This is a genomic window from Nostoc sp. UIC 10890 (assembly GCF_054786515.1).
Window position 1 is genome coordinate 20,988 of record NZ_JBSGKF010000012.1, and the last position, 9,143, is coordinate 30,130.

General features: G+C 43.3%; 6 protein-coding genes. All 6 read right to left on the reverse strand.

Annotated elements, in window-relative coordinates:
- Positions 1-32: 32 nt before the first annotated feature.
- On the reverse strand, positions 33-635 hold the full coding sequence (locus ACWATR_RS36505) for a cupin domain-containing protein (RefSeq protein WP_460344127.1): 603 nt from the start codon (positions 633-635) through the stop codon (positions 33-35).
- Between the two features lie 118 nt (positions 636-753).
- Positions 754-1,293 (reverse strand): nuclear transport factor 2 family protein, encoded by a 540-nt coding sequence (locus tag ACWATR_RS36510; protein WP_460344130.1) that lies wholly within the window; start codon positions 1,291-1,293, stop codon positions 754-756.
- 31 nt (positions 1,294-1,324) lie between these two features.
- The gene (locus ACWATR_RS36515) at positions 1,325-1,807 is read right to left on the reverse strand and encodes a peptidoglycan-binding domain-containing protein (protein ID WP_460344133.1); all 483 of its coding nucleotides are present in this window, start codon (positions 1,805-1,807) and stop codon (positions 1,325-1,327) included.
- A gap of 169 nt (positions 1,808-1,976) precedes the next feature.
- Positions 1,977-2,555 (reverse strand): DsbA family protein, encoded by a 579-nt coding sequence (locus ACWATR_RS36520; RefSeq protein ID WP_460344136.1) that lies wholly within the window; start codon positions 2,553-2,555, stop codon positions 1,977-1,979.
- A gap of 251 nt (positions 2,556-2,806) precedes the next feature.
- On the reverse strand, positions 2,807-3,436 hold the full coding sequence (locus tag ACWATR_RS36525) for a response regulator (RefSeq protein ID WP_460344139.1): 630 nt from the start codon (positions 3,434-3,436) through the stop codon (positions 2,807-2,809).
- 8 nt (positions 3,437-3,444) lie between these two features.
- The coding region (locus ACWATR_RS36530; RefSeq protein ID WP_460344142.1) for an AAA family ATPase at positions 3,445-9,143 on the reverse strand (5,699 nt) is incomplete at its 5' end.

Sequence of the window (9,143 nt, forward strand, 5' to 3'; positions counted from 1 at the left end):
AAAGAGTGGAAGAAGAAAGAAAAACGTCTTCTCTAAGGGATATCTCCGGGCGCACCCAGAATTTCGTCGCCAATTTCGCTAGAGATGCGATTCAACAATTCCATGTCAGGTGCTTCATTCTGGTTTAGCGTCCCTGTTGCTTCAACAAAGTGAGCAAAGGAACTGGGCGAAGCAACGACTAACCCGCGAGCTGGCTGATCGCTGAGTGCAGCGACAACATGGGGTGTGCCTATCGGAATGAAGGCACTTTCACCTGGGCCTAGCACAACCTTATTCTTACCAACCCAGACAGTGAACTCTCCTTCCAACACATAAAGTTGTTCTGAATAGCGTGTATGGCGATGGGGTGGAGTCTGGGCACCAGGAGGGAAATAGCCCTCAACCAGGTCATATTTACCATCAGTTGTGGTGTGGTCGGCGACGATGGTAAGGTAGTTATTAAGAAGCCAAAATGATTTTAATGTACCGTCAGCAAAAGCCCCATGACCGAGAACGAGCGCAGGTTTAGAGTTGGAGGCTTGAGGTAATTCCTTAGCGGTGGCTGATGTTGGATGCATTAATATCCCAACGACAGCACTTAATGCAAGTAACCACAGTAACAATCTTTGAACTTTTTTCCATGTAGAAACTATCATTGCGATCGCCTCTGTATTCTTGCTAAATTGCTGAAATCTCTGATTCTTCTCGTCCGTATAGAAGTTATGGCGAGGCTTTTGCGAATTAAGTGGCAGCAAATGGCAGGTTCACTGAAAACTAATTAATTTGAGTAATCTTCGCCGAGTAAAGGAGCCATTGCTGCTGGTTTGGATTTGAGCCAGGAACATTATTGATTCGTCGCAGAACATAGCTACCGCGAAATCGCTGCTGAGTTCCATTCTTAGTAATGGCAGTAACAGTGACAGGAATTTCAATATAGGATGAGCCTGCCGCTCCGTCTATTCTGCTAGGTTCTCCAACCTTGACAGTAGTAGATTTGGTGTTGGCAAAACCCTGTTTGAATTGCTGAATTGACTGCTTGCTGGCAGTGCCACCTCCATACCAAGCCGAGTAAGCTTGCTTATAGTCTCCACGAGCGATCGCACTGTAGTAATCACGAATGACTCGAACTGCTTTTTGCTCAAGCGGCTCGGCGGTGGCATTTTGGGTGTGAGAGACTAAGAATGAAGTCTTTGAGGGGCTTGCAAGTGATTGTGAGGTTAGAGCAGTACAGCCTGTCATGGCGATCGCAAGCAGCATTTCCCCAACAACTAGCCGATGCTGTTTTAAGCAGACACGTAAGGAAAAGTTGATCATTGATATCTGCCTCGCTAGGTTTGGTAAATAATTATAATTTCCAGGGAAGTGGCGAACGATAAGGATTTTCATGCATATCCAAAACTTCCCATGTGCGGGGATTCACTTGTCCTGTCACTGGAACTTTGTATCGTTTTTGCAAATCTCTGATCGCAGATTCGGTAATGGAACCAAACACTCCATCAACACTCACACCACGCGGATTTCCTAATCTGACTCCTGCGGCTCCTAAAAAACCATTATCTAAGAGAATTTTCTGCAATATTTTAACGCTTTTACCTCGATCGCCTCGCCGCAAAGTAGGTAAGGTTATATCAGTATAGGCTGTTGCAATTAAAATGCGCGATTTTGGGAATGAGACAGGTGCTGCGAACCGATGTAATTCACTTGAAGCGATCGCTGTACTAGTTAGTGAAACTCCAATCAATTCTGCAACCAGTGCTGTTGATAAGAATACTTTAGATAACACAAAAGTAATTTGAGGAATTGAGTTTTGAAGTGTTATTGATTTCATTATACATCTCCTAATCTGGGCGTTTTTGAACTTTTTCACATGTAAAAACTATCATTGGGCTTACCTCTGTATTCTTGCTAAATTGCTCAAATCCCTGGTTCTTGTTGTCGGTATAGAAGTTATGAAATACTCTTTGACGAAATACTTATTAAGATAAGTACTAAAAGCCTTAATCATTTGCAGCAACAATAGCTGCCATTATCTGCTCAACAGTCCAGCGATGCCTGGGGCTGGCTTCGCCTACGAGATAGCGAATTCCATTAATAAACAAAGCGGGTGCAGCCTCCACTCCACTTCCCAGTCCACCTTCAATGTCCGCATTGATGCGATCGAAATACACACCTCTGGATAAGTCATGCAAAAATTGAGAAATATCGAGTCCTAAACGATTGGCATACTCTACTAGATAGCCATTCTCCAACTCTTGTTGATGAATGAATAGCATCTCGTGCATTTGCCAAAACTGCCCTTGAGCCGCGGCGGCTTCTGCGGCTTCGGCTGCCCGTCGAGCATGTGGATGAATCTGTACTTGAGGAAAATGACGGAAGATAAAACCTAAATTGTTTTCTCCAAACGAAACCTTCAATTGCTGCCCGGCAACTTTAATCAATCGATAGACATTTGCACTTTGAAAACATTCATAATCTCCATACATGACGAGTACTACAGCAGCATTCAGCGCACCTTGAATATGATCGTGGGTTGAAGGCGGAACGAATAAAGAACGATTATTGCGGTCGTAAGTCATGTTTTGGTTTGTATTAAGCAATACTTTTGCCTTACAACCCAACTGCGCTAACATTGCTATGGATTCAATATAGACAATTGACCCTCTCTTGTCGTCCACTCTGGGTTGACATTTTTATACAATCGAGTGATGGATGAACTTGTCCAGCTTCTAGTGGAAGGTTGTCTCCAACTAAAGTTGGAGACTAAAGCCAATTCTATTGGGGAAAAAGTAAAAATTCATTTCCCTTCCCTTCCCTCATTTTTCCTTACTTACAAGCTGACAATCCCACGCTTAACAGCAGTAATCACAGCTTGTGTGCGATCGCTCACGCCCAGTTTGCTCAAAATCCGATTTATATGCGATTTGACGGTACTTTCACCAATAATCAAAGCAGTCCCAATTTCCTGATTACCCATTCCTTGTGCCATCAAACGCAGCACTTCCAACTCTCGTTCACTCAGTTCTGGATTGCTGATTCGCTGCAATAATTTTGCGCCCACTTCTGGCGGAATGTATTTCTGACCATTATGAATGGCGCGAATCGCATTCAAAAGTTCGCCAAGTTTAGAATCCTTAAGCAGATAGCCTTGAGCGCCCGCCTGTAAACCGCGATAGATATCTTCATCGCCATCGTAGGTTGTGAGTACCGCGATTCGAGCCTGCTTAAATTCACCACAAATCGCCATAATCGCTTCAACACCTCCCATTTTGGGCATTCGTAAATCCATTAATGTGACATCAGGTCGGTATTCTCGAAACGCGGCGATCGCCTGCTGCCCATCTTCAGCTTGAGCGATCACTGTCATTTCTGGATCGCGGTCAATGATGGTTGCTAGACCCTTTCTGACTATGGCATGGTCGTCAACAATTAGCACTCTAATCTTAGTGGATTGGCTCATTGTAATTCTCACTGTCGATCGATAGTGGCAATAATTTCTGTTCCTTGACCCGGTTGGCTTTGAATTGTTAGTTGTGCGCCAATGCGCTCTGCCCGTTCGCTCATTCCTAATAAGCCAAACCCACCGCTCAAAGGAATGCTACCTACTCCAAAGCCCCTGCCATCGTCTTTAACCCTTAAGATACACTGTGTCTCTTTGTACACCAACTCAACCATAATTTCGCTGCCATAAGCATATTTAATGGCGTTGGTTAATGCTTCCTGCCCAATTCTGAGTAAGTTATTCTCCACTTCGATTGGTAAGGAATAGGCTGTACCGTGAGTTTCGCAAATCAGAGTCGTGTCGGTCGTCGATCGCATTTGAGCCACTATACGATGCAGGGCACTCTCTAAATTACCTTCTTCTAGTAGCTGCGGACGGAGTGCTGATACGGATCGCCGTGCGCCTGCTAGCCCAGCGCGTGCTAGTTCCTCAATCATTTCCAGATGTACTTGGGTTGCTTCTAAGTCATCCGCCAGCACTTGTGCTGCTGCTCCAACCTGAAGCAGAATACCTGTGAAGGATTGAGCCAGTGTATCATGAATTTCTCGCGCCATGCGGTTGCGTTCTTCCAGAATTGAGGCGTGTTCCGCTCGTTTGCGATCGCTGATATCTGTGTTTAAAGCATAGTATCCAATGACTTGAGCATTTGCATCGAAATCAGGAATTAAGGTCACACTCAAGTACTTTTTGCCCACTGGCAGAGGCATTTCTACTTCAAACGTGGTTGTTTCTCCCCCCAGCGCCTGGTTAATGTAAGGTTCTATCATTTGATACGATATATGATCTATACGATCTACCAGTTCACGAACCGACTTGCCTAAAATTTCATCTCGGCTACAATTACACCAAATCTCATAGGTGCGGTTGACAAAGCGGTAGCGTTTCTCGGCATCGATGTAACCAATACTAACCGGGAGAGCGTCTGTAATGAGCCGCAATTCCTGTTCATGAGCGCGCAGGTCTGCTTCACTTTGCTGTAAAGCCGCTGTCCTTTGAGCAACCTCCTGTTCCAAAGTGCGGTTGTAATTCGCTAGGAGGTGTTCTGCAAGTTTGCGCTCTGTGATGTCTTGAAAGGCTGCGATCGCATAAGCCACCTTCCCTTGTTCATCAAAGACGGGAGTGCCCCACACCTCAACAGGCATCGTTTGGTTATTTTGGCGAATTTCTACGTCATCAATCGTAGTGCGTTCGCCGCTCAACGCCCGGATGATTGGCATTTTTTCAGTAGGGTAGATTTGCTCCGTTCCTGTCACATAAAATTGATAAGCCTCTGCGATTTGATCCGGCGGTACCGCCGGATCAATCCCTTTGCCCATGAGCTGGATGCCCCGTTGATTGGCGTAGTAAGGGCGACCCGCCGCATCAATGACGGCAATGCCCACCGGAACTGCTTCTAGAAATTGAGTCATTTTGCTTTCGCTGGCGCGTAGCTTTGAATAAAGTCTGGCATTTTCGATCGCGATCGCTGCCTGAGTAGAGAGTAGATTCAAAACTTGCGATCGTTCCGGTGTAAATACCCCAGTTGCCAACTGATTTTCCAGATACAACACGCCAACGAGCTTGCTTTGATTCAGCAGTGGCAAACACAAAAGTGATTGAGTTTGATGATGCTGAATATATGGCTCATTGATAAAGTTACCTTCATGAGTTGCATCATTTAAAATCACAGATTCACGAGTCCTAATGACATACTGAATAATCGATTCGGGTAAGCGATTTGTCGTTGGAAGCGATTCCAGTACTCGTGTCGCACAAACCTGTTCACCATCATTAAATTCACAAGCAGCTTCGATCGCCCATGTCCCTGCATTTTCTAGAATCAAACAGCCCGTTTGTGCGCCTGCATTCTCGATTAATATCTGCATTAAGAAATGAAGCAACTGATCCAGTTCAATTTCACTCGAAATCCCCTGAGATGCTTTCATTACCGCCGCTAAATCAAAACCGATGCCTGAGTAATTAGAGGTGGTTTCAGAAGTGGTACGGATTGGCGTATGAGATACATCCGATGAGTGAGGAAATAGCTGCGGATAGCGAGTTTCTAAATTTTTGACTTTCGCTGTTGCTCCCCAGCGTTTATAGCAGTAGTGTGATTCTTTCATGTAGGTTTGGGCAATTTTTTCCCGCCCTCGCACCAGATAATGTTTAGCAGCTAATTCATAAGCTAACGCCTCTTCTTGAAGATATTCGTTATTCTTAGCTCCTCGAATAGCTTGTTCATACAATTCTTCTGCTTCAAAAAATCGACCTAATATCCGTGCTTTTTCAGCTTCAACTAAATCATGTTTGTGTTGAAAATTAGTTGGGGCAGAATCTGCCCATCTCTGCATTTTCTCCTGGTTGCTATTTATTTTGAACAGCAGGTTATCTCCTTCTGAAACAGATTGGTATAATTGTATCTGAGCTAAAGAGTCGTAGAAATAGAATACAGATGTTAAAAAAGTTCCTCCTACTCCATCTAAATAAAGTTCAGCTTGAGAAGCATACTCTACTGCTTGTAAAACATCTTCAAACAAATAACTTAAAGTAAGCTTGACCAAATACAGATTGTAAAGGTTAGTTCTATCATTGGCCTCAAGGTGAATTGGCAAAAATTCAGCCTCATTATAATGGTCACCAAGTAATCGACCTGGATTTTCAACTTGTTCTAGTAAGTTAAAGACAACTTGCTGCAATCTGTGAAAATAAATTAAAATGCTCTTTTGTTTAAACTGAGCGAAAACGTCACTGTAGATCCTGCTTGCCGATATAACCTTTGTTAATTCTAAACCAGCAAAATACGAGTATACACAGCTAAAACCCGCAGCATACATACTAAATTCTATATCTCCAGTTTCTAGCCCAGTCTCATATGCCTCCTGAAGTAAGGGTAAAGTTTGTCTAATATGAGCTTTACAATGCATGAGATGCGCCGCAACCATCTCTATGACCTTCGGCTGAAGTTTTTTACTATCTAATCGTTCAGTCAAGCTTAATGCCAGTTTGCCAAATTGGTAAGCTCTTTCAAAATCTTGCATTATTCCATTGAGAATGATGCCACCGTAAGTAGCATAAGCAAAAGATGAAAAAGAAGTATTTCCATACTTAACAGATAAATTTACCTGCTCTAACACAATTAGTGGTAGTAGTGAAGGAGCAGCTTGAAATGCAGCTGAAACTAAGCTGGATAAGATTTGCATAACAGCCAGTTTATCTGGCTCCCTCATGAATGGTAGCTCCAGCAAATCTTCTGTATTTATGGTATTAAAGTAATCTACTTTTTCCTTTAAATGCCTTTGAACATCAATTTCTGTTGGTGTCTCTAACAGAGATATACCCAGCAACCCTAAAACTTCTAAACCAATCTTAATTGCCTCTGTTTGCCTATATTTCACCATGCAAGTCTGAATTTTAGTCTCATAGACTTTTATTTTATCTAGAACAGTGTTTGCATATTTTAGAACAACGATTGCCCGTTGTTCCATTTGTTGGATATCGCCACTCAAGTATGCTGCTTCTGTTGCTTCTTCGTGCAGTGACAGAGTTAGAGCGTACTGAGACTGCCAGCTATCAGCAGGTAGTAATTCTATTCCTATTGTTAAATACTGTAGTGCAGCACTATAAGCTGATGCTTTTTTGGCTTTCTGACCTGCAATTAGATTTAACCTGGCTATCTTATCGCGCTCCTGTTGATCCGTGACTAAATCACGACCGAGATTAAGATGATCGACTACCTCAAACAAATTGGTTGAGCTAGTTTCAGGCTCATTACTTTTCAACAAACAGTAACCAATTTGCAAGTGAACAGTTTGTAGTTGTTCCTTATCAATCAAAGTATAGGCAGCTTGCTGCACACGATCATGTGAAAACTTGTAATTTTGAATTAATAGGTTCTCATCTAGCTCTGAAGTAGCTAAAATCAATTCCGATTGAATCGCTGTTGTCAGTTCTGGAAAAATTTCAGCCACTGATCGTTCGCAGATGACTGAGAGTGTCGCTAAATCAAATTCAGCACCAACACAAGCCGCTAAACGTAAAACCCGTTGAGTTTGCTCCGGCAGTTGTTTCAACTTCCCGATCATCAACTCCACCACATTGTCGGTAATATTTTTGGCTTTGATCTGAGCAACATCCCATTGCCAGCGTTGTTGATTAACGTTGAAGACGATGAAATCTTCGCTGTACAACGTTTTGAGGAACTCATTCGTGAAGTAGGGGTTGCCGTTTGTTTTCCGCCATACCAACTCTGCTAAAGGCATGATCGACTCAGTAGATGTGTGCAAAGTCTCACCAGTCAGTTGAGCCACAGCCCCTAGTCCCAGAGGAGCTAACATTAATTGATTAATTACGACCTCTTCCTGTTTTAGCTTTTCTACTGTTACAAGAAGCGGATGTGCCTGGGTAACTTCGTTATCCCGATAGGCTCCAATCATAAGCAAGGATTGCGTCGCACGGTCGCTCAGGATTAACTCAATAAGTTTAAGCGTCGCTGAATCCACCCATTGCAAATCATCTAGAAAAATAACCAAAGGATGTTCACAGGAACAGCAGGCTCGAATGAACTTTTGAAAGACAAGGTTAAACCGATTTTGTGCCTCCGTTGATCCAACTTCGGGTAATGGCGGCTGTCTGCCGACGATTAGTTCTAATTCGGGAATGACATCAACAATGAGTTGTCCGTTGCTTCCCAACGCCGTTAGCAGGCGCGATCGCCACTGTTGCACTTGTTCATCTGGTTCACTGAGCAATTGCTGCACCAATTTTTGCAGAGCATCTGCGATCGCGCTGTAGGGAATATTGCGCCCAAATTGATCAAATTTACCAGAGATAAAATAACCACGCTTTTGGGTAATTGGTTTATAGATTTCCTGTACTAACGCAGATTTCCCAATGCCAGCATAGCCACATACTAACATCATTTCGACTTGGAATTTTGAATTGCCCGCTTGTTCCCTTTGTAAAGTCGTTTCTGAATTATTTGGTAAAGCAGCGACGCGATCAAACGCCGCCAGTAACATTGCAACTTCCTTGTCCCGTCCATACAGTTTTTGGGGAATTTGAAATTGCCCCCAAACGTCTTGAAGCGCCAGTTTAATGCTAGAGATTTGACCGGTTTCTGCTAATTGTTCAGCACAGATTTCTAAATCCGCTTTGATTCCCCAGGCACTTTGATAGCGATTTTCTGCATTTTTCGCCATCAGTTTGAGAATGATATCTGAAACTGGCTTAGGAATCTTTGTATTTATTTCATTAGGCGCAATTGGATGTTTGGCAATATGACAATGGACTAGCTCAAGTATGTCTGTGGTGGGAAACGGCAGATGTCCGGTTAGCAGTTCGTAGAACGTCACACCAAGAGAGTAAAAATCGGTGCGGTAATCGAGCAAACGGTTCATCCGCCCTGTTTGCTCTGGAGATAAGTATGCAAGTGTCCCTTCTAATACATGAGGGTTTTTGAAAGTCGGATTCGTGCGGTTAAATTGGGTGGCAATTCCAAAGTCAATAATTTTGACAACCCCAGTATCCAGATTGAAGACTATATTTCCAGGGTTGATATCTTTATGAATGATATTGGCTGCATGGATTTTGCCCAGAATGTCGGTGAGGCTGATCGCAAGACCTAGAAAAGTCGATAAAGGCATTGGGCAGAAAATATCTGGACGCTTTTGCATCCATTTCTCTAGGG

Excerpts from the sequence above, each read along its gene's own strand:
- ACWATR_RS36505 (WP_460344127.1), bottom strand. The coding sequence starts at position 635 with ATGATAGTTTCTACATGGAAAAAAGTTCAAAGATTGTTACTGTGGTTA.
- ACWATR_RS36510 (WP_460344130.1), bottom strand. The coding sequence starts at position 1,293 with ATGATCAACTTTTCCTTACGTGTCTGCTTAAAACAGCATCGGCTAGTT.
- ACWATR_RS36515 (WP_460344133.1), bottom strand. The coding sequence starts at position 1,807 with ATGAAATCAATAACACTTCAAAACTCAATTCCTCAAATTACTTTTGTG.
- ACWATR_RS36520 (WP_460344136.1), bottom strand. The coding sequence starts at position 2,555 with ATGACTTACGACCGCAATAATCGTTCTTTATTCGTTCCGCCTTCAACC.
- ACWATR_RS36525 (WP_460344139.1), bottom strand. The coding sequence starts at position 3,436 with ATGAGCCAATCCACTAAGATTAGAGTGCTAATTGTTGACGACCATGCC.